The sequence below is a fragment of the Candidatus Chryseobacterium colombiense genome (assembly GCA_029203185.1).
GTDB classification, from domain to species: domain Bacteria; phylum Bacteroidota; class Bacteroidia; order Flavobacteriales; family Weeksellaceae; genus Chryseobacterium; species Chryseobacterium colombiense.
This window is the reverse complement of the sequence record CP119310.1, coordinates 3,294,736-3,316,542: the sequence shown is the minus strand read 5'-3', so window position 1 is coordinate 3,316,542 and position 21,807 is coordinate 3,294,736. Positions and strand designations below refer to the sequence as shown.

General features: G+C 34.3%; 21 protein-coding genes. 8 read left to right on the top strand and 13 right to left on the bottom strand.

The window, feature by feature from the left end:
* Nucleotides 1–285: 285 nt before the first annotated feature.
* From P0Y62_14975 to rimP, 13 genes are all read right to left on the bottom strand, one after another.
* Nucleotides 286–1,440, bottom strand: a complete 1,155-nt coding sequence (locus P0Y62_14975) for a hypothetical protein (protein ID WEK69141.1) — start codon at nt 1,438–1,440, stop codon at nt 286–288.
* 47 nt (nt 1,441–1,487) lie between these two features.
* A complete protein-coding gene (locus tag P0Y62_14970) occupies nt 1,488–2,033 on the bottom strand; it encodes a hypothetical protein (protein ID WEK69140.1) in 546 nt (181 codons plus the stop codon).
* Between the two features lie 17 nt (nt 2,034–2,050).
* Nucleotides 2,051–2,929: a hypothetical protein gene (locus tag P0Y62_14965; GenBank protein WEK69139.1), complete on the bottom strand. Its 879-nt coding sequence runs from the start codon at nt 2,927–2,929 to the stop codon at nt 2,051–2,053.
* A 192-nt stretch (nt 2,930–3,121) separates the two neighbouring features.
* Nucleotides 3,122–3,334 carry a hypothetical protein gene (locus tag P0Y62_14960; protein ID WEK69138.1) on the bottom strand — a complete coding sequence of 71 codons (213 nt, stop codon included), beginning with the start codon at nt 3,332–3,334 and terminating at the stop codon, nt 3,122–3,124.
* Nucleotides 3,335–3,410: 76 nt separating this feature from the next.
* A complete protein-coding gene (locus tag P0Y62_14955) occupies nt 3,411–3,983 on the bottom strand; it encodes a hypothetical protein (GenBank protein ID WEK69137.1) in 573 nt (190 codons plus the stop codon).
* 21 nt (nt 3,984–4,004) lie between these two features.
* The gene (locus P0Y62_14950) at nt 4,005–4,445 is read right to left on the bottom strand and encodes a hypothetical protein (protein ID WEK69136.1); all 441 of its coding nucleotides are present in this window, start codon (nt 4,443–4,445) and stop codon (nt 4,005–4,007) included.
* A 431-nt stretch (nt 4,446–4,876) separates the two neighbouring features.
* Nucleotides 4,877–5,422: a hypothetical protein gene (locus P0Y62_14945; protein ID WEK69135.1), complete on the bottom strand. Its 546-nt coding sequence runs from the start codon at nt 5,420–5,422 to the stop codon at nt 4,877–4,879.
* 16 nt (nt 5,423–5,438) lie between these two features.
* Nucleotides 5,439–6,101: a hypothetical protein gene (locus P0Y62_14940; GenBank protein WEK69134.1), complete on the bottom strand. Its 663-nt coding sequence runs from the start codon at nt 6,099–6,101 to the stop codon at nt 5,439–5,441.
* Nucleotides 6,102–6,292: 191 nt separating this feature from the next.
* Nucleotides 6,293–6,913, bottom strand: coding sequence for a hypothetical protein (locus tag P0Y62_14935; GenBank protein WEK69133.1), 621 nt, complete (start codon nt 6,911–6,913; stop codon nt 6,293–6,295).
* A complete protein-coding gene (locus tag P0Y62_14930; protein WEK69132.1) occupies nt 6,882–8,435 on the bottom strand; it encodes a hypothetical protein in 1,554 nt (517 codons plus the stop codon). The genes P0Y62_14935 and P0Y62_14930 overlap by 32 nt, the downstream gene beginning before the upstream one ends.
* Before the next feature lie 217 nt (nt 8,436–8,652).
* The gene (gene infB, locus P0Y62_14925; GenBank protein WEK69131.1) at nt 8,653–11,640 is read right to left on the bottom strand and encodes a translation initiation factor IF-2; all 2,988 of its coding nucleotides are present in this window, start codon (nt 11,638–11,640) and stop codon (nt 8,653–8,655) included.
* A gap of 79 nt (nt 11,641–11,719) precedes the next feature.
* Nucleotides 11,720–12,955 carry a transcription termination factor NusA gene (gene nusA / locus P0Y62_14920; GenBank protein WEK69130.1) on the bottom strand — a complete coding sequence of 412 codons (1,236 nt, stop codon included), beginning with the start codon at nt 12,953–12,955 and terminating at the stop codon, nt 11,720–11,722.
* A 17-nt stretch (nt 12,956–12,972) separates the two neighbouring features.
* Entirely contained in the window at nt 12,973–13,440 is a 468-nt protein-coding gene (gene rimP / locus P0Y62_14915) for a ribosome assembly cofactor RimP (GenBank protein ID WEK69129.1), read from the bottom strand.
* A gap of 228 nt (nt 13,441–13,668) precedes the next feature.
* Between rimP and P0Y62_14910 the strand changes: the two genes are divergently transcribed.
* The 8 genes from P0Y62_14910 to P0Y62_14875 all read left to right on the top strand — a co-directional run bounded on the left by P0Y62_14910 (nt 13,669) and on the right by P0Y62_14875 (nt 21,797).
* Nucleotides 13,669–14,982, top strand: coding sequence for a UDP-glucose/GDP-mannose dehydrogenase family protein (locus tag P0Y62_14910; protein ID WEK69128.1), 1,314 nt, complete (start codon nt 13,669–13,671; stop codon nt 14,980–14,982).
* Nucleotides 14,983–15,027: 45 nt separating this feature from the next.
* Complete coding sequence (locus tag P0Y62_14905; protein WEK69127.1) at nt 15,028–15,948, top strand: glycosyltransferase; 921 nt, start codon at nt 15,028–15,030, stop codon at nt 15,946–15,948.
* A 1-nt stretch (nt 15,949) separates the two neighbouring features.
* Nucleotides 15,950–17,212, top strand: coding sequence for a hypothetical protein (locus tag P0Y62_14900; protein WEK69126.1), 1,263 nt, complete (start codon nt 15,950–15,952; stop codon nt 17,210–17,212).
* Nucleotides 17,209–18,288, top strand: coding sequence for a dTDP-glucose 4,6-dehydratase (gene rfbB / locus P0Y62_14895; GenBank protein ID WEK69125.1), 1,080 nt, complete (start codon nt 17,209–17,211; stop codon nt 18,286–18,288). The genes P0Y62_14900 and rfbB overlap by 4 nt, the downstream gene beginning before the upstream one ends.
* Nucleotide 18,289: 1 nt before the next feature.
* Entirely contained in the window at nt 18,290–18,739 is a 450-nt protein-coding gene (locus P0Y62_14890; GenBank protein WEK69124.1) for a hypothetical protein, read from the top strand.
* Nucleotides 18,736–19,599, top strand: coding sequence for a glucose-1-phosphate thymidylyltransferase RfbA (rfbA, locus tag P0Y62_14885; GenBank protein ID WEK69123.1), 864 nt, complete (start codon nt 18,736–18,738; stop codon nt 19,597–19,599). The genes P0Y62_14890 and rfbA overlap by 4 nt, the downstream gene beginning before the upstream one ends.
* Before the next feature lie 261 nt (nt 19,600–19,860).
* Nucleotides 19,861–20,601, top strand: coding sequence for an ABC transporter permease (locus tag P0Y62_14880; GenBank protein WEK69122.1), 741 nt, complete (start codon nt 19,861–19,863; stop codon nt 20,599–20,601).
* Entirely contained in the window at nt 20,601–21,797 is a 1,197-nt protein-coding gene (locus P0Y62_14875; protein ID WEK69121.1) for an ABC transporter ATP-binding protein, read from the top strand. Before P0Y62_14880 ends, P0Y62_14875 begins: the two co-directional genes overlap by 1 nt.
* Nucleotides 21,798–21,807 lie beyond the last annotated feature (10 nt).

Genomic DNA, 21,807 nt, shown 5'->3' with positions numbered 1-21,807 from the left:
ACTTATAAAAAGCTGCTTCATTAATTGGGCAGCTTTTTTAATTCTAAGTTTCTAAACGTCTGAATTTTTTGTTATTCTATTTTGTATTATCAAAGTTTTACTTCTTTTTCTAAAAATGGTAAAAGTTTTACCCCCTCTTATATAAAATCTTTTTAAAACCTTATCTTAAAATTCTTCGAATATATATTTTCTAGTTCTGAAAATAGCAGTATATACACTCCAAATTATCTAATTTTAAATTTACCAATTAAAAAAACTTACTTATCTGGAAATTTTTTAAGATTTTTAATAATATTTAATTTCCCTTACCCATTTATACAAATCTTTTCCATTTACATTTTTAATAATTTCAGTCCAGTTCTTGCGTTTATCAAATTTGTATTTAAAAACTACAACAATAGTTTCTGCGACTTCATCTCCACGCCCGAACTTATCCGAATAAAATAGTTTAACTATATAGTTACCATTATATTCAAATCTTACCTCATTTGAAATTTTATCGTTATAATAAATTCTTTTATTTTTTAATTTTTGATCTTTAGTATAGGAGAAAGTAGTATAAGACGTCTTTCCATAATCATCTGGTTTTTCTTCTTTGATTATTTTGCCATTTCCGAATATCGTATAATAGTAGAATTTACCATCTTTGAGATAAATCTTTTTAGTTATTTTTCCAAATTGATCATATTCATATTTTATATGCTCTTTCAAAAAAATTTTCTTATTCTCAAAATCCTCATCAATTTTAAAGTTTTTCTCTTCAATCACTCTATATTGCTGATTGTAAAATTTCACTTTAGTTAGTTTGTTATGGTAAACCGTATCCTCCCTTTTGCTATAAGAATTCTTGTCTACTTTCTTCCATATCTCATTTGTAATCGTAAAAATACTATCTGATTTAGAAATACTGTCAAATCTACTTACAAAAAGAGGTTTCCCAGTATTAATAGGATTTATATATATTTTGACAGGTTCATTTTCCCATTGATAAGAATATTCACTAAATTTTGCCGTTTTATTGTTTCCCTCATAAAAATATTTGGAAGAGTGTTTTGAATACTTATTTATAGATTTTTCTGTAATCAACCTATTTATATTGTCATAGGTATAATCATAATCATCAACTATTTCTCCGGACCTGTAGTACCATGTTTCTTTAATGATATTCCTATTTCTATCATAGTATGTTTCGTTATTTATATATCGACAAAACCATGTTTCAAACCATGATTTTTCCATACTTTTTCTTAAATTAGTCGGTCTCATAATCATAGCATGGCCATATTCATCGTCAAATGACATAAATTTATAAGGATTCGAATTATTAAGAAAAACTACGTACTCTTTTATATATTTTGGATTTCCCAGGATAGAATCTTTAATAACCTGAGACTTAAAATTAGCAATAATAAAAACTAAAAGAAAGTATATTTGTTTCATTTTTCATAAATACATTCAAAATCAGTGAGTAAAATACACATTTTTCATTATTGCTTAGTTAAAGTAAACTCCCCTCTCGGCATTTCATTATAAGAGGCACAGCCAGAATCATCTACTACCAGTTCTTGTTTTGTAAAATACTTCCAGTGCATTTGTGTTTGTTGTGGATTATCAAAGCTAAGATGTATTTCTCCTTCTATACACGAGTCAATAAATACAAGTCTAAGTTTTGTATGATTCGTTTGCTCTACAAACCCCAAGCTGGTAACTTTAGCTTCATTATCAGGTAAATTATATGTTGAGTACAGTTCATTATTGTTTGAATCTAACATTTTATATTTCCCTGCTAATCTATCTTTATAATAATTTCCTGTAGAATTATAATTTTTATACTTTGAAAAAGTAATAATGAAATTTTGGTTGTTAAAAGTTCCCTTCCATGTTCCGATATAGGGACTTAGTTCATTATTAAGATCTTTGTAATATGTGTTTTCTACCGGAAACCCTTTTGTTTCCAATGGGATAATTTGCTGTTGAGCCTTGCAGCTGATACAGATTGATAAAAAGCCGATAATATATAATATATTTTTCATAATGATTAAAATTTAAATTAAGGACAAGTTTCTTCTGTCGGATTTCCGCTGGCATCAAACTTTATTGTTTTGTATGTATTAGTATTGTATTCTATTTTAGATAGAACTACATTTTTCATATTCATTTTTTTTAAAAATATATAAAAAATTTTCTGCATATCTGAATGGGATATTTGTCCTTCATTATTATTTACAATTTCTTGGGCCATTGCTATATATTCTAATTTTAAAGCTTTCAGTTGATCGTCTGCAAGTTCGGCAGGTAGATCTGTTCCGTCACCTGTATAAATCATTTGATAAATATTATGTCCCGTATCCGGATCAGATGCAATCATTCCTCCAAAAATACTTCCAAACGGGATCCCATTTGTTTGTGCATTATGCAAAAATGCTAAAAATGTATTAATATCGGCGGGAGAAAATATTTTTACAGCCATTTTGCCATCAGCTTTATCAAGATGGGTATGAATATAGCCATAGCTGGTAGGGTATATTCCCACTTTCATTTTATCCGGATTTGTATCCGGATTTAGAGGATTGGTTTGTGTAGTGGTTCCTCCATTTCCATCCGGAACTGTTTTAAAACCATATCCTGATTCATTAGGCTCAGACGTTTTTCCTTTTAAGATCTCATAACGGGATTTTACAGCGGTATTGTTGTATATGGCTTTTGTTTTCACACATGGATCATCCTTAGGATTCGGCAAATTCGGGATGGTAGGTGTCCCAATAGGACAGCCATTTTCATCGGTGAAGCCAGATGCCGGATTGCTCGGGATTATAGAAGTATCACAAGGCGGGTCATGAGGATTTTCTCCTCCTCCGGTTCCCGGATCAATAGGAGTAATGATATCATCATTTTGTTCCAGGCAGGTCGTAGTGACAATGGTATACAATATAGGAGGAGTACCTTGCTCCAGCCCGTTATAGATAGGACAGCTTTCATAATTGGAACCGTTATGCTGCTGGGTTCCTCTACAGGGAGCCCAATAAGATTCTGTTTTCGTGGTGCATACCAGTCTTGCCAGCTGACCGCTGCCGTTAAATGTTCCGTTTGCCAGTTCGGTTACCTGAGTTTTCCTTTTGTATCAACCATTAAACCTGCTTTCAATGGAAGTAAGGGTATACAATTCTCTGTAGCTGCCATCGGGAAGCGGAGATAACAAAAGGTTTTCCAAAGGAGCATCTTCGGGTGCATTATCTCTTTTGATGTGAAAAGTATAGGTGTAGTAATGAGGTCCGTTCTCAATATAGATGACATCATCGGTATCTATAGAAACCCCATTTCCGTAATCAATCACGGCACATTCGTCTTAAAAAAACTTTCAGCAATATTATTTTATTTTTGCTAATAAAAGCCTCCGAAGAGGCTGCTTATTATTGTTTTGTTAAAATAATATCTTTTGCATCTGGCATTACTGTTTTGTATCCGCTTGGACAACTGGCTATAATATCCATATCCTGCATAAAAACCAATCTCATTTGATTTAAATTATTGGAGTCGGGAAATGAAAGATATACATACCCTTTATCATTACAATCTGCATTGCCGGAATAGTACATTTGATATTTACTTAAAGATTTATCAAAGAAAAAACCATTAAAATGTGTTTTATCATCTAATGCTGATATACTGTTTTCTAATATTGTTCCATCATCTTTTTTAATTAACATTCGTCCTATTAATATATCCCATTTTCTTTCATTAAGCTCTCCATCATCAATTTTTTTTGTAAAATGAAATTCATAGGTTCGACCATCGGCATAAGTCGCTTTCCATATCCCTACAAATTTTCCTAATAAATTATCAATATCCTTTGCATTTGTATAATTTGGACATGGATATAAATCTGCTTGACATTCTGACAATTGTTGTAAAGTTATTGTTTGCGCTTTACAAGACATTATTATTGTCAGAAATAATAAAGTATAAATTATTTTATTTTTCATTTATATATGTTTATTTTAAATTTAAGGACAGTCTGAACCCACTACTTCGGTTTTATCTGCATTCAATGTTTTTGTTGTAAATGTACCGTTGTCATTCATTTTTACAAGTGAAACTCCCTTCACATACATGTATTCATCTATAAATTTAAGAAAATTTAATTCGTCTGATCGGTCTTTATATTTTACAAAATATTTTTTATACATCTCATTATATTCTTTTTTAGTATTTGCATATGCCGTTTTTATTTGGTTAACATTTCCTGTGAAACGAATTTGGTACGTTCCTTTTGATGACACCATCACTGCATAGATATTGGTTAAAGGAATACCATTCTGATGAGCCTGTTTTACAAGCTGATTAAAATAGATAACATCAGCAGGAGAAAATATTTTAAAGCCAATCCGAAAGTTCCCATCAGAATCTATATAATCATTGGGATGGGTATGTAAAAAAGCAATCATTTCTGGCGTGGGATCACCTAATGTTAATGTATTGGCATCTTCCGTAGCAGAAGCATTGGTTTTTTCTACAAAGCTTCCATTACTGTTTTGTACATGCCCTGCTTCGTATTTTAAAGTAAGCTTACCTTTTAAATCAGTAATTTTATTCTGAAAATCAGGAGTATTTTGTGCTTTTACTTTTTCACACGGATCGTTCTTAGGATTCGGTAAATTCGGGATGGTAGGTGTCCCGATAGGACAGCCGTTTTCATCGGTAAAACCAGATTCCGGATTACTCGGGATTATAGAAGTATCACAAGGCAGATCATGAGGATTTTCTCCTCCTCCCGTGCTTCCACCACCGCCTCCTCCGGTTCCCGGATCAATAGGAGTAATGATGTCATCATTTTGTTCCAGACAGTGATTATAATCCGAGGTAATATAGTTTTATATTATTGCTTAGTTAGAGTAAACTCCCCTCTTGGCATTTCATTATAAGGAGCACAGCCCGAATCATCCACTACCAATGTTTGGTTGGTGAAATACTTCCAGTGCATCTGTGTTTTTTCCTGATTCTCAAAGCTGATATGAATTTCCCCGTCAATGCAGAGATCTGAAAACATTAATCTCAATTTGGTTTTATTTGTTTTTTCTACAAAACCTAAGCTGATGACTTTAGCTTCATTATCGGGTAAATTATATGTAGAGTACAGCTCATTATTATTTGAATCTAACATTTTGTATTTCCCAGCTAATCTGTCCTCATAATAATTTCCTGATGAATTATAGTCTTTATATTTTGAGAATGAAATTATAAAAGTTTTATTATTAAATATTCCTTTATAGGTTCCAATATAAGGATCTAATTCATTATCTAAATCTTTATAATAAGCACCCTCTACTGGCCAACCTTTAGTGCCGATGGGAATAATTTGTTGTTGCGCCTTGCAGCTTATACAGATTGATAAAAAGCTGATAATATATAATATATTTTTCATAATAATTAGATTTAAGTTAAGGACATGTTTCTTCTATTGGATTCCCGTTATTGTCAAACTTAACAATTTTATATGTCGATGTATTGTACTCTATCTTTGATAAAACTATGTTTTTCATATTCATTTTCTTTAAGAACAAATAATATATTTTTTGCATATCCAAATGAGTTAATACTCCTTCATTATCATTTACAATTCTTTGGGCAATTTTAATATATTCATTTTTTAACACTTTCAGCTGAATATCTGTAAGCTCAGTAGGCAAATCTGTTCCGTCGCCTGTATAAATCATTTGATAAATATTATGTCCTGTATCTGGATCAGATGCAATCATTCCTCCAAAAATACTTCCAAACGGAATACCGTTTGTTTGTGCATTATGCAAAAATGCTAAAAATGCATTAATATCGGCGGGAGAAAATATTTTTACAGCCATTTTGCCATCAGCTTTATCAAGATGGGTATGAATATAGCCATAGCTGGTAGGATATATTCCCACCTTCATTTTATCTGGATTTGTATCCGGATTTAGAGGATTGGTTTGTGTAGTGGTTCCTCCATTTCCATCCGGAACTGTTTTAAAACCATATCCTGATTCATTAGGCTCAGACGTTTTTCCTTTTAAGATCTCATAACGGGATTTTACAGCGGTATTGTTGTATATGGCTTTTGTTTTCACACATGGATCATCCTTAGGATTCGGCAAATTCGGAATGGTAGGTGTCCCGATAGGACAGCCATTTTCATCGGTAAAACCAGATTCAGGATTACTCGGGATTATAGAAGTATCACAAGGAGGGTCATGAGGATTTTCTCCTCCTCCCGTGCTTCCCCCACCACCTGTTCCCGGATCAATAGGATAGTTTTATATTACTGTTTTGTCAATACAATATCCTTAGGAAAATTAACCGGAAAATCGTTTCCCTGCATTACAGAATTGTAATACGGGCAGCTCGCATCTATGTAAGTAGGATCATAGATAAAATGCAGAGTCATGGTATGGTTTACCTCATCAAAATTCATGATATGAAGCGATGCAGTCTTTTTGCACATATTATATGGGAAAAATAAAATTCTCTTTTTTCCGGGATATTTTAAACTGTTAAATATTCCCCTAAATTCAGGACCCTCATCCCCAAAATTAGTTATCCTATCTATTTCTACAATACCGCTAGAGTTAACTATTTTTCTTTCACCAAAAATCTCATCACTATAGTATTTGCCCATTTGAGAATAGTATTTTATTTTTCTTAATTCTAAATATAAAATTTTGCCATTCCAGTTCCCTTTCCATACGCCTACATATTTATCTAATTCATTATTGGTATCTTTTATATAAGCATTATCAGGAATATCACTTGGACTAGTGTTCAGAGGATATATTTGTGCATTACAAGATATACTAATTAATAGTATTGTGATTAAAAATATATTTTTCATTTTGTTATTTGTTTCTAAATTATGAACATTTTTTTGTTTTTCTGCTTCCATTTTCAAGATATATTTCTGTATTACCGGTATCTTCTACTTTATACAGCTTTAGTCCTGGCATATTCAAATATTTATTGACAAATGATAAAAATTCTCTTTCCAATTTATTGATATCGTAGCCGATATTAGTTTTAGCACTATCTAAATACTTTATATATTCTACCTCTAAATCTTCCAATTGTTGTTTAGTAAAATTCGGAAAAGGATCAGCACTTGTACCATCAAAAGTTATAAGATAGCTTCCGTATACGGTTACTACAGTTACACTGAGCTCATTAATATTGATCTTCGGAGTATTATTGGGATTGCTGTTGTAAGCAATAGCTCCGGTTATCCAACTGTTAAAAAACATAATATCCTGAGATGAAAATATAGGGTACAAATCACCATAATGACTATGCATTGCTGCAAATGTAAATTGATTAGTAGGAATATTTACAACTTTAGTATCTGGTTGCCCTTCAAACTCATCATTTTGCATACCAATTTGCCCAGTTCCAGGTTGCGGGTGACCAATCCTTCTTCCAAACTCATGATCTTCACCTGTTTTACCCTCTAGAAACGCAATGTTATTTTTATATTCTACAAGATCTGTAGTTTTTTTAGCTTTTACACAGGGATCGTCCTTAGGATTCGGCAAATTCGGAATGGTAGGTGTCCCGATAGGACAGCCGTTTTCATCGGTAAAACCGGATTCCGGATTACTCGGGATTATAGAAGTATCACAAGGAGGGTCATGAGGATTTTCTCCTCCTCCCGTGCTTCCACCACCACCGCCTCCTCCGCTTCCCGGATCAATAGGAGTAATGATGTCATCATTTTGTTCCAGGCAGGTCGTGGTTACAATGGTATACAATATAGGAGGTGTTCCTTGTTCCAGCCCGTTATAGATAGGGCAGCTTTCATAATTGGAACCATTATGCTGCTGGGTTCCGCTACAGGGAGCCCAATACGATTCTGTTTTCGTAGTGCATACCAGTCTTGCCAGTTGACCGCTGCCGTTAAATGTTCCGTTTGCCAGTTCGGTTACCTGGGTTTTTCCTTTTGTATCAACCATTAAACCTGCTTTCAGCCGTTCTTTTTCAGTGGAAGTAAGGGTATAAGTAATCAGCAATTCTCTATAGCTTCCATCAGGAAGCGGAGACAACAGAAGGTTTTCCAAAGGAGCATCTTCGGGTGCATCATCTCTTTTGATGTGGAAAGTATAGGTGTGGTAGTTAGGTCCGTTCTCAATATAAATGACGTCATCAGTATCTATAGAAATCCCGTTTCCGTAATTAATGATCTTTCCGTTTACATTTACTTTAGAAAAAGCCCTGATTCCTCCCTTTGCCCTTTCCAGCTCAGGCAGGATCTTACTTTTGTGTTTACTGGCATCTAATGAAATCCTTTTTGTGGTAAGATGAAATGTGGGACTGTCGCTATACGTTTCATGTTCGGAGAACTGGTCTGTCCTGCAGGAGCAGATCATAAAAATTGCCATAAGGTTCAGGCAAAGCCGCACCAGTAATTTGTTCCTCATTCTATTGTGTTTTTAAGGTTAAATATATCATTTTTTTGTAACGTTACAAATATTCAAATAAAAAATAATAAGGCATTACTGGTTTCCGTATTTCTATTAAAATGGAATATATTTCACTGTAAAAGCCTTTAAAACTCAATACGTTTTAAAAGAAAGCATAATATATAAACAAAAACAGCCCACATCAAAGATGTGGGCTGTTTTTATACAAATTAAATTATTTCAGTTTTTTCTTCACTGCAACCTCTTCATATACCTCCAGAATATCCCCTTGTTCGATATCATTATATCCCTTCAGGTTCAACCCACATTCGTAGCCTTTAGTAACTTCTTTTACGTCATCTTTGAAACGTTTTAAACTTTCCAATTCTCCGTCAAATTTCACGATACCATCTCTTAACAAACGAACTTTGGAATTTCTGGTAACTTTTCCTGTAAGAACCATACATCCTGCGATAGTTCCCACTTTAGAAATCTTGAATACCTCACGGATTTCAACATTACCAATTACCTGCTCCTGAATTTCCGGAGAAAGCATTCCTTCCATTGCTTCTTTTACTTCATCGATCGCTTTATAGATTACAGAATATGTTCTGATCTCAATTTCTTCACGATCTGCAAGGTCTTTAGCATTCGCCCCTGCTCTTACGTTAAATCCGATAATAATCGCATCTGAAGCAGCAGCAAGGTTGATATCAGATTCTGTAATCTGTCCAACACCTGAGTGTAGAATATTTACGCTGATTTCTTCTGTTGAAAGTCTTTGTAACTGATCAGAAAGTGCTTCTACAGAACCGTCCACGTCTCCTTTAAGGATAATGTTCAATTCTTTGAATTCACCTAAAGCAATACGTCTACCCAATTCTTCAAGTGTAGTATGCTTTTTCGTTCTGATCGAAAGCTCTCTTTGAAGCTGCTCTCTCTTATTAGCAATAGCCTTACCTTCACTTTCATCAGCATACACACGGAATTTATCTCCAGCTGTAGGAGCTCCGTCCAATCCTAAGATGGTTGCCGGAATAGACGGACCTGCTTCTGCAAGGTTTTTCCCTCTTTCATCAAGCAAAGCTTTTACTTTACCATGATTTTTTCCTGCCACTACATAATCTCCTACTCTTAATGTACCGGTCTGAACCAACATTGTTGCAACATACCCTCTTCCTTTATCCAATGAAGCTTCAATAACAACTCCATTTGCAGGACGGTCCGGATTTGCTTTCAATTCAAGCATTTCAGCCTGAAGTAAAACTTTTTCCAATAATACATCTACATTATTACCGAATTTAGCAGAAATTTCCTGAGCCTGAACATTTCCTCCCCATTCTTCAACCAGGATATTCATCCCTGAAAGTTGCTGACGGATATTATCAGGATTCGCATTAGGCTTATCTACTTTGTTGATTGCAATAATCATTGGAACTCCTGCAGCCTGCGCGTGAGAAATCGCTTCTTTTGTCTGAGGCATCACATCGTCATCGGCAGCAATTACGATAATTGCAATATCGGTAACTTGTGCTCCTCTAGCTCTCATCGCAGTAAAGGCTTCGTGACCTGGTGTATCTAAGAATGTAATTCTCTGACCGTTTTCCAATTTCACGTTATACGCACCGATATGCTGAGTAATACCTCCGGATTCACCCGCAATTACATTAGTTTTTCTTACGTAATCCAGCAATGAAGTTTTACCGTGGTCAACGTGCCCCATTACCGTCACAATTGGTGCTCTAGGCAATAAGCTTTCTTCAGTATCGATATCCTCTTCAGAATCTGTATCTTCAAGATCAGCATCTGAGAATTCAATTTTATATCCAAATTCATCAGCTACCAACAATAAAGTATCCGCTTCAAGTCTCTGGTTCATGGTAACCATAACCCCTAAAGAGAAACAAGCAGAAATTACCTCTGTTGGAGAAACATTCATTAAACTTGCCAATTCACCAACAGTGATGAATTCTGTCACTTTTAATGTTCTGTCTTGTGCATCAATCTCTTGCTGACGTTCGTCTTGTTCTCTACGGAAGTTTCTCTTATCTTTTCTGTGTTTAGCAGATTTAGATTTACCTCCTTTGTTTGTTAATTTTTCAAGGGTTTCCTTGATTTGATTTTTAACTTGTTCATCTGTCAATTCAACAGGCATAGTTCTTTGACCAGGTCTGTTGTTTTGTCCTCCTTTATTGAAACCTCCTCTGTTTCCTCCTTGTCCTCCTTGACCTTGTGGACGATTTCCTTGATTATTGTTTCCAAAACGGTTTCCGCCTTGACCTCCCTGACCTTGTGGACGATTTCCCTGACCACCTTGTCCTTGAGGACGGTTTCCTTGGTTATTATTTCCCTGAGGACGGTTTCCTTGTCCTCCTCCCTGGTTATTGTTATTATTACCGCCTTGCTGATTGTTTCCACCTTGCTGGTTATTATTCCCGCCAGGTTTCTCAATTCTTTTTCTTTTCTTTTTAGCTCCAGGACCTGTTTTTGGTGCAAATTGAGTTAAATCGATTTTTTCACCAACAATTTTAGGCCCATCCAGCTTTTGATAAACCGTTTCAATTTTTTGAGGCTCCTGGTTTTCTTCTTCAGCTGCTTTAGGTTCTTCTTTTACCTCAACAACTTTTTTCGGAGCTTCTTTTACAACAGGCTTAGGAGTTTCCTTCACCTCTGCAACCGGCTTTTCTTCAACAGCTTTTTCTTCTACTTTTTTCTCCTCCACTTTTGGCTTATCTTTTTTTACCGGTCTGTTTCTAGATTCGATTTGTGATAAATCTATTTTATCTAAAACTTTAAACTCTTGTTTTTCAGGAGCAAATTTTACTTCTGGCTCTTCAACAACAGCTTCTTGTTTCTTCTCTTCCACTGTTGCTATAGGAGCAACCGGAGTTTCTTCCACTTCAGGTTTCGTAGGCTCTAGATCTATTTTACCTAAAATTTTAGTTTCTGGTTTATTAGCTTTAGCTCTTATTACTTCAGGGGTTTTCTTTTCTTCAATTTCCAGTTTCTCTTCCGGAACTTTTGTGATCACCACCTCATGGGAAGCTTTACGCTGTTCACCGTCTTTGGCAAACTCAGCCTCCAATGCAGAATATGCCGCTTCTTCCAATTGAGCGTTAGGATTGCTTTCAACTTCAATACCCTTTGATTGTAAAAACTCTACTAATCTGGACATCGAAATGTTGAATTCCTTAACCGCTTTATTTAATCTAATTTTTGGCATTTATTATTTTTACTGTTTTTTAATTCTTAAAATTAAAGTATTTCTTTTTTACTGTTTATTAAAATTTATTTACAAAATCTTAATCTTCGAATTCTTCTCTAAGAATACGCTTCACATCTTCAATAGTTTCTTCTTCAAGATCTACCATATTCAGAAGACTTTCAGTTTCTTTATCCAACACCGATTTAGCAGTTGTAAGACCTACTTTCTTAAATTCATCCAAAATCCACTGCTCGATATCGTCATTAAATTCTCTCAATTCAACATCATCATCTTCACTAGACTCTCTGTATACATCGATTTCGTATCCGGACAACCAAGAAGCCAGTCTGATATTCTGTCCTTGTTTTCCAATCACTTTAGAAATCTCTTCAACAGGGGTATAAACCAACGCGTAGTTTGCCTCCTCATTGATGTCAATTTTATTGACCGTTACATTTCCTAAAGCTCTTTTTACCATAATTTCAGGGTTTTTAGACCACTGGATTACATCGATGTTCTCATTTTTCAACTCTCTTACAACGCCATGAATTCTTGATCCTTTCACACCCACACATGCTCCTACCGGATCGATTCTGTCATCATAAGCATCTACTGCAATTTTCGCCTTTTCACCAGGTATTCTCACTACTTTTTTCAGCATGATCGTTCCATCCTGGATCTCAGGAATTTCCAGTTCCAATAATTTCTCTAGGAATTTTGGTGCAGTTCTGGAAATAATAATCTGCGGTTTTGAACCTTTAAAATCTACTGTTTCTACAATAGCTCTGATGTTTTCACCTTTTTTAAAGAAATCTGAAGGGATTTGATTTTCTTTAGGAAGAATAAATTCGTTTCCTTCATCATCCAAAAGGATTACATGCTTGTGACGGATGTGGTGAATCTCTCCTACCACAATCTCCCCGATCTTATCTCTGAACTGCTCATAAAGCATTGCATTATTATGTTCCTGAAGTTTTGTTGCCAAAATCTGCTTTAGGGTAAGAATATTTCTTCTTCCCAACTGCGCTACAGGAATCTCCATCGTAAAATCTTCACCTACTTCAAAAGTCGGGTCAATTTTTTTTGCTTCAGAGATCTCGATTTCAAGATCATCATCTTCAGACATTTCGTCCTCAACAATTGTTTTGTTCAAAAATATCTGAAAATCTCCTTTATCAGGGTTTACAATCACATCAAAATGATCATCAGAATCATATCTTTTTCTCAAAAGAGTCTTAAGAGAATCTTCAATAATTGCCATCAGATCGATCTTACTAATCCCTTTTTCGTCTTTAAAATCACCAAAGGATTCAATCAACGCTATATTATCCATTTATCTTTTTTTCTTATTTAAAATTTAATTACTACTAAAGCTTTTTTAATCTCAGAGTAAGGAATTTCTTTTTCCTCCTCTACATCTACCTTTCCCTTACCGATATCTTTTGGCTTACGGTAACGCAAAACCAGCGTTATTTTTTCTTCATCCACTTTTGCAAGTTCACCTTCAATTTTAGAAGAGTCATTTAGTAATACTTCAATCTCTCTTCCTATATTTTTTGTAAATTGTCGTGGTGTCACCAATGGTTCGCTCAATCCCGCAGACATTACCTGCAAACTAAAGTCGTGCTCCTCACGATCCATATTAAATTCTATGGCGCGGCTTGCATCCAGGCAATCCTGAAGAGAAACTCCATTGTCCCCATCCAAAATCACCGTAATATCATCTCCTGCAGAAATTTTTAAATCTATCAGAAACAAATCCTTTCTGGTTTCAAGGAAATCGTTTAATAATTCTTCAATTCTTTTTCTAAACTCCATAACATTTTTATGATTTACTGTACGAAAAAAGGCTTTCGTTAGAAGCCTTCCCATTGTTTTTTCCGTAAATCTTCTGCAAATATAAGACATTTTTACTAAAAATACAAATTAGTCTAGTAATCAGATGGATAAGTTTCATAACTAACGAACCAAAAAGCAAATCGTAATTATCGGAAACGGTGAAGGTATTTTTAGTATTTTTGTCATGAATTATTAAAAACATATACTTTGAATATTACAATAGTAGGAACAGGATATGTAGGCTTGGTAACAGGAACTACACTCGCAGAATTGGGAAATTCGGTTTACTGTGTTGATATTGATGAAAAAAAAGTGGAGGGAATGAAAAACGGTATTGTTCCCATCTACGAACCGAATCTTGAGGAGATGTTCCTTAGAAATATACAGGCAGAACGTCTATTTTTCACAACTAATTTAAAAGAAGCTTTAGATAAAAGTGAGGTTATCTACCTTGCTTTACCAACTCCTCCAGGTGAAGATGGTTCCGCAGACCTTTCTTATGTATTACAGGTTGCCAATTCTATTGGTAAAATGATGACCGAATACAAAGTAGTGGTAAATAAAAGCACGGTTCCTGTAGGAACTGCGGATAGAGTAAGAGATGTTATTGCCTCAAAAACAAATCTTCCTTTTGATGTTGTTTCTAATCCTGAATTTTTACGTGAGGGCTTTGCTGTTGAAGACTCTATGAATCCTGCAAGAGTAGTAGTGGGATCGAGCTCTGAAAAGGCTAAAGAAATCATGGCTACAATTTACCAGCCATTTACCAATACCGGAATTCCTATTATATTCATGGATGAAAAGTCATCGGAACTCACAAAATATGCAGCCAATTCATTTTTAGCCGTAAAAATTACTTTTATGAATGAAATTGCTAATTATTGTGAAAAAGTAGGTGCTGATGTTGATAAAGTACGTCTTGGAATGGGAAGCGATGACAGAATCGGACACAGATTCTTATTCCCTGGAATCGGATATGGAGGCAGCTGTTTTCCCAAAGATGTAAAAGCATTAATTAAATCAGGAAAAGACGAAGAATTTAACTTCCAGATCCTTGAAGCTACAGAAAATGTTAACATTTCACAGAAGGTTATTTTAGTTTCTGAAATTGAAAAATATTTTGGAGGAAACCTGCAAGGGAAAACCATTGCTTTATGGGGACTCGCTTTTAAAGCCAATACAGATGATATCAGAGAAGCCTCTTCGCTGGACAATATTGATTTATTGCTAAAAAAAGGAGCAAAAATTGTTGCCTATGACTCTATTGCCGAAAAAAATGTACAGAAAGTATTGGGCGATAAAATTGAATATGCAAAAAACATGTATGAAGCACTTGAAAACGCAGACGCCTTATTCATTGCAACAGAATGGCCGGAGTTTAAAAATCCAAATTTCAAACTGATGGGTGAAAAAATGAGAAATAAGGTTATTTTCGACGGAAGAAATATGTATCCATTGGAAGTTCCTGCACAGAATGGATTTTATTATAAAAGTATAGGAAGAAAAACGATAAAACCCTAGTCAATAATTCCTTACTAATAACCTTTAAACAAATCACCCACACAAATGAATCTCAAAATAGCAGTTCTTGTTCCCTGCTACAATGAAGCTTTAACCATTGACAAAGTGGTTAGAGATTTTCAGCATTATATTCCGGAAGCCGAAATATTTGTTTACGACAACAATTCCAAGGATAACACTGTAGAAATTGCTACAAAAGCCGGCGCTATTGTCGGAAATGAAAAAAAACAAGGAAAAGCAAATGTTGTTTTCAGAATGTTCAGGGAAATTGACGCCGACCTTTATATTATGATAGACGGGGACGATACCTATCCCGTGGAATGCGTCCGTGATATGGTCAATCAGTTTATTGAAAACAAATGCGATATGCTTGTTGGAGACCGACTATCCAACAAAAGTTATAAAAAAGAAAATAAAAGAGCTTTCCATAATTTCGGAAATAATCTGGTACGAAACCTCATCAATATTTTCTTTGGTTCGGAACTCAAGGATATTCTTTCCGGTTATAGGATTTTTTCAAGAAAATTCGTTAAAAATTACGCCAGTTCTATTAAAGGATTTGAACTGGAAACTGATCTTTCCATCTATGCTTTACATTATGGACTTACTATTGAAGAATATTCTATCAATTACCGTGACCGACCGGAAGGAAGTGTTTCAAAACTGAATACATTTACTGACGGATTTAAAGTGATCAAGCTTTTTTTCAATCTTGTAAGACTTTATAAGCCTCTCTTATTTTTTGGAATGGTTTCTATTATTCTTTTTGTTTTGGGCGTACTTTTTATGATTATTCCAATCAGAGAATATTTCGAATATCAATATGTTTATAAGGTTCCCACGTTAATTTTTTCAATCATGCTGATTATCGTTTCCATACTTTCTCTTGCCACAGGATTGATTTTGGACAACATCAGTATTATTGACAAAAAGAATTTCAAAGTGCGGTATAACAACACCAACTAACATGAAAAAGGCATTCTGGTTTTCACTTTTTACAATACTTTTCTTTTTGAACACCCAGTTCAATACATTTCATCTGATACCTAAAGAAAAATTTGAATATAGTAAACTTGAAGAATCAGAAACGCTTGTTATTGGGAAAATCATGAATTCCGAACACGGAAAGATCATGGATGACGGAGGATTTACCGGAACCTATTATTTCAAAGGAAGCGGAAGCGGAAGATCAGTTGTTGGAAAACAGGTTTATGAAAAGTATATCAGCAATGAAGTTCCCGAGAAAACAGCTTATGATCCGTACAAAACACAAATTGGAGGTCAGGCAATTTTGTACAGCTTATTTGACAAAGCTTTCGGACTTGACAATGCTATAAATCTTGATCTTTTCAGGATATTTAATTCTCTTTCATTGAGTATTTTATTGACCGTATTTCTTTATTGGATCAGTCAAAGATTTAATTTCAGAGTTTCGGTTATTACATTCCTACTCCTTCTCCCCAATTATTGGCTGTTTTTATATGGAAAAAGCAGTTGGTGGTGCAACTGGGTATATTTTCTTCCTTTTGTATATAGCTTGCTGTTTTTCGAAAAAAATAAAAATCCGAGCTTTAAAAAATATATTTTTACTCTTTCATTCCTTTTCTTTTTAAAGTTTTGGTTTACCGGATTTGAGTTTATTACTGTATTTTTAATCTGTTCTTCGATTCCTTATATTTATTACCTTTTTGAAAATAAAATTTCTTTTTACCGGAATTTCATCGGGAGACATTTTATTATTCTAATGATTCCATTACTTATAAATATTAGTTTTTTACTCTATCAATTTTTTCTTCTTACAGGGAGTGTACAAACTGGGTTTTATCATCTCAAAGATGCTTTTTCCAGAAGATCAAGCAGCGAATATTTTTATGAGCCTAACCAGAATTATTTAATCTTATTAAAGAAGTTTAACTTAGATATTATTACCCGATATTTGGGAAATTCATTTATTAATGAAGATTTAACATTGATAAAAATACCGTTTGCAGTGATTCTATTTATTGGAATTCTATGCTCAGTTTATTTATACCTAAAAAGAATTGACATAAAACTGATTTTCACCACATGGTTTTCCATTTTAGCACCTTTCAGCTGGTTTATTTTATTTCAGCAGCACGCCCATATTCATAAACATATAGATTTCTTTATCTGGTATTGTCCTTTTCTTATTTTAGTAATACTTTTAATATCTTTGACCCTAAATTCCTTTTTGAAAACATCAAAATGAAAAATATCATTATTACCGGCGGTGCCGGATTTATTGGATCCCACGTTGTAAGAGAATTTGTAAAAAACAATCCCGAGACAACAATCATCAACCTTGATGCTCTTACTTATGCAGGAAACCTCGAAAACCTGAAAGATATCGAAAACGAACCCAACTATGTTTTCGAAAAAGCAGACATCACAAAACCTGAAGAATTAAGACTAATCTTTGAAAAATATAATCCCGATGCCGTAGTTCACTTAGCTGCCGAAAGTCATGTAGACAGAAGCATTACAGATCCTATGGCATTTATTAATACCAACGTAAACGGAACCGCCAATCTTCTGAATCTTTGTAAAGAATTCTGGGCATTGAACCCCGAACATACTCACGGAAGATTTCCTGATGAGAAAAGAACCCATCTTTTTTATCACGTTTCAACAGATGAAGTATATGGAAGTTTAGGAGAAACAGGTTTTTTCTTAGAAACGACACCTTATGATCCACAGTCTCCTTATTCTGCGTCTAAAGCAGCATCAGATCATTTGGTAAGAGCCTATGGAAACACGTATGGAATGCCGTTTATTGTTTCTAACTGCTCTAATAATTATGGTCCGAATCATTTTCCTGAAAAATTAATCCCTCTCTGTATTTCAAACATTATTAATGAAAAACCTCTTCCCATTTATGGAGATGGAAAATACACAAGAGACTGGTTATTTGTCATTGATCATGCTAAAGCTATTCATCAAATTTTTAATGAGGCAAAAACAGGAGAAACCTACAATATCGGAGGTTTCAACGAGTGGCAGAATATTGACTTGGTGAAAGAGCTCATCAAACAGATGGATGAGAAGCTAGGAAAACCTACCGGGTATTCTGAAAAACTGATTACTTATGTAAAAGACAGACCTGGACACGACAAGCGTTATGCTATTGATGCAACCAAACTGAATAAAGATTTAGGTTGGAAACCCTCTGTAACTTTTGAAGAAGGATTAGGAAAAACAATCGATTGGTTCTTAGAAAACCAGGAATGGTTGAAGAACGTAACAAGCGGAGATTATCAGAAATATTATGACAACCAATATTCATAATATGAAATCTCTTATTAGCTTTATATTTCTATTATTAGCTTCGTTTTCTTTTGGACAGGAATTGCAGTTACCCCCTATTTCATTAGCTCGGAATGAGGCTAAAATAGCTCTTATAGACCAGCTCATTATCACAAGTAATTATGAGCAGTCTGTAAAAAATTATGTTTCAGAGTATTTGTGGCTGAATTCCGAAAAGCTTAAGCTTACAGATTCTCAAAAAGAGCAAATAAAAGAAAAGTTCGATTATAAAACTTTTGCGGAATATTGTATATATTCTTCATTCAGCAGGGTTGATAATGATAAAATTTCTAAGCTTATTGATTTTTATAAATCAATTGACAGAGGTTTTGACAAAGAAAAATCCATGTTTTTAACCAGTTATTATTACTGCAATCTCCTCAATGACAACATCTTGATATATATAAAATATATTAAAAAGAAAAACAAATGAAAGGAATTATTTTAGCAGGAGGCTCAGGAACGAGATTATATCCTCTTACCATTGCTGTAAGCAAGCAGTTGATGCCTGTTTACGACAAACCAATGATCTATTATCCACTATCGACATTATTGTTGGCAGGAATTAAAGACATCTTGATCATCACAACACCTCATGACCAAGCAGGATTTATTAAGCTTTTAGGAGATGGTTCACAGATCGGATGCAACATAGAATATGTTGTCCAGCCAAGTCCGGATGGATTGGCACAGGCTTTCATTTTAGGAGATCAGTTCATTGGAAATGATCCCGCTGCTCTGGTTTTAGGTGATAATATTTTCTACGGATCCGAAATGGGAACTTTGTTAAAGAATAAAACCAATCCCGACGGAGGAGTTGTTTTTGCCTATCATGTTTCTGATCCTGAAAGGTATGGGGTAGTAGAATTTGATAATAACTTCAAAGCGGTTTCTATTCAAGAGAAGCCCTTACAACCCAAGTCTAATTATGCTGTTCCAGGACTATATTTTTACGACAATGATGTGGTTGAAATTGCAAAAAACATTCAGCCATCCCATAGAGGCGAATTAGAAATTACAGATATCAACAATGTCTATCTTCAAAAAGGGAAGCTCGAAGTAGGAGTTTTAGACAGAGGAACGGCGTGGTTAGATACCGGAACGTTCGATTCTCTCCATGACGCTTCGGAATTTGTAAGCGTTATTGAGAAAAGACAAGGTTTTAAGATCGGATGTATTGAAGAAATCGCCTGGAGAAATAAATTCATCAACGATGAAAAGCTCCTTGAAACCGCAGCAAAATATGGTAAAAGCGGATATGGTGAATATCTGAAACACTTAATAAAAAAGTAAATTCACACTTTTAAAATATTGTTAAACTATCGATTATCTTTCGATAGTTTTTTTATTACAACAACTATTAATATCTTAGTGGTTACTTTCCGGTTCCAATATTTTACAGTATATGAAATCAGAAATCAAATTATTATAAATTTGAAAAAAAAATCTACTTTGAAAACCGTAGTATACACATCTGATAAAAAAACACATTTTTTCCAAGAGCTCAAATCGATTTATCTGGATATTAGGTCGTCCAATTTTTTAGCTTATCAAATGACGAAAAGAGATATACAATCTCAGCACCGACAGTCTTTATTAGGCTTCTTTTGGATATTAGCTCCAGTAATTATAAACTCCTTAATCTGGTTATTTTTAAACGGTTCGGGTGTAGTAAACATTAACACTCCTGGTGATATCCCTTACCCTGTTTTTGTGATTTTGGGAACTACTCTTTGGAATATCTTCGCTGAAGCTGTCCAAAGTCCAATCACCTCGGTAAATGCCGGAAAAGCTATTATTTCTAAAATTAATTTTCCGAAAGAAGCCCTTTTAATGAAAGGTTTATACACTACTTTCTTTAATTTGGCTATAAAAATGATACCTGTTGTTGCCATTCTCATAATATATAAGATTGTGCCTTCATGGAACTTGATTCTTTTTCCTTTTTACATTATCGCCTTAACGATTTTTGCTTTTTCCATTGGATTAATCATTACCCCATTAGGTTTAATTTATACTGATATAAGCAAAGTACTTATTACCGGGATTCCTTTCTTAATGTATCTAACCCCAGTTGTATACGCTACACCAAGAGCAGGAGCCTTTAAATTTTTATTTAATTTAAATCCCTTAACTTATCTCATCAATGACATCCGAAATATTTTAGTAGGAGCAGAGGTAAAGTCTTTAATATTTACAGGGGTTTTAACGGTTATCAGCTTTATTGTATTATTAATTGGCTTGGTTATTTTCAGAAAATCGATGCCGATTGTTATTGAAAAAATTGCAGGATAATGAAAAAAGATAAAGAAGTATTAGTATCAGTACAGAATGTATCTAAAAAATTCAGCAAAAACTTGAAAAGCTCCCTAAAGTACGGAGCCTCGGATATTATCCGAAGTACACTGGGATTGCCTATCAATAAAGAACTAAGACCTCAAGAATTCTGGGCTGTGAATAATGTAAGCTTTGCACTAAGAAGAGGAGAATGTATCGGATTAATTGGTCATAACGGAGCTGGAAAATCGACCCTTTTAAAAGTCTTGAACGGATTATACGCTCCTGACAAAGGACAAGTTGTCATGAGAGGAAAAATAGGTGCCTTGATAGAACTAGGTGCAGGTTTTAATCCAATCCTTACAGGAAGAGAAAATATATATAATAATGCTTCTATACTGGGGTTTACCAAAAAAGAGGTGGAAGAGAAAATACAATCCATCATTGACTTTTCTGAAATAAAAGACTTTATAGATATGCCTGTACAGAACTATTCTTCAGGGATGAAGGTACGTTTGGGGTTTGCTGTGGCAGCCCATCTTGAACCGGATGTATTGATTATTGATGAAGTATTAGCAGTGGGAGATTTGGGTTTTGTCTTAAAATGTTTTAGTAAAATTGATGAATTACTTCCCCATACCGCCGTTATTTTTGTTTCTCACAGTATGCCGATGGTATCAAGAATCTGTAATGAAATCATCTTAATGGATCATGGAAAAGCTGAATACCAGGGAAGAGAAATCGGAAAAGGAATTCAACTTTATTATAATAAATTCTCAAACAACAGCCGTAATAAAGTATATGATAACCAAAATTTTGAATTAGTTTCTGTAGAAACGGATCTTTTAAATAACGAAATACATCGTCATCAGGATTTCACTCTTACTTTTGAATTTAAAATTCATAAATCTGTTGAGCAACTGCCTGTACTATACCTTGAATTTAAGGACAAAGAACAGAAACCTATTGCAGGAATTTCAGCTACAGAGCATAAAGAAAATATAGCGCAAGGCACGAAGATCACTTATAAAATGACGGTCAAAAATCCCCTTTTCACGTTAGGAAAATACATACTTGATATGGGATTATATGAACCATCTACAGAATCACCTTACCTGCGTATTAATAACGTTCTTGAATTTACGGTAAGTGGAGAAAAAGAACAATGGATCCCGTTTGAGCTTGATAGCGAAAATATCATAACTTTACATTAAAAATTTATTC